This window comes from Shewanella sp. A22, assembly GCF_053850585.1.
The window spans coordinates 1-527 of sequence record NZ_JBSQBN010000271.1 but is presented as its reverse complement, the minus strand read 5'-3'; the positions used below and the strand labels follow the sequence as shown (position 1 = coordinate 527).

At 41.6% G+C, this 527-nt stretch carries 1 protein-coding gene; it reads left to right on the top strand.

Annotated features, from left to right (window positions below):
* Positions 1 to 527, top strand: a 527-nt coding sequence (locus ACWXWT_RS20650; protein ID WP_456043425.1) for an IS256 family transposase, incomplete at both ends; no start/stop codon positions are given.

The following is a 527-nucleotide window of genomic DNA, read 5'->3' as shown; positions in this document are numbered from 1 at the left end:
GCAGCAACGAGGCGTTGAGGACATTCTCATCGCTTGTGTTGATGGCTTAAAAGGCTTCCCTGACGCTATAAATACCGTTTATCCAGATACTCATGTACAGCTCTGTATCGTGCATATGGTCAGAAACACGTTAAAGTACGTATCGTGGAAAGACTACAAGGCAGTCACAGCGGACCTTAAGAGTATTTATCAATCCGCAACGGAGGAGGAAGCGTTACTCGAACTCGATCGTTTCAGCGATACTTGGGATGAGCAATCCCCCCAAATAAGCAAGTCATGGCATAATCATTGGCATAACTTAAATACGTTTTTTAACTACCCTCAGGATATTCGTAAGGCTATCTACACAACAAATTCTATTGAGTCATTAAACAGCGTGATTAGACGAGCGTTGAAAAATCGTAAGGTATTCCCAAATGATGACTCGGCTAAAAAAATGGTTTACCTTGCCATAAAAGAAGCCAGTAAAAAATGGACCATGCCCATTCGAAACTGGCGTACTGCGATGAATCGATTTATTATTGAAT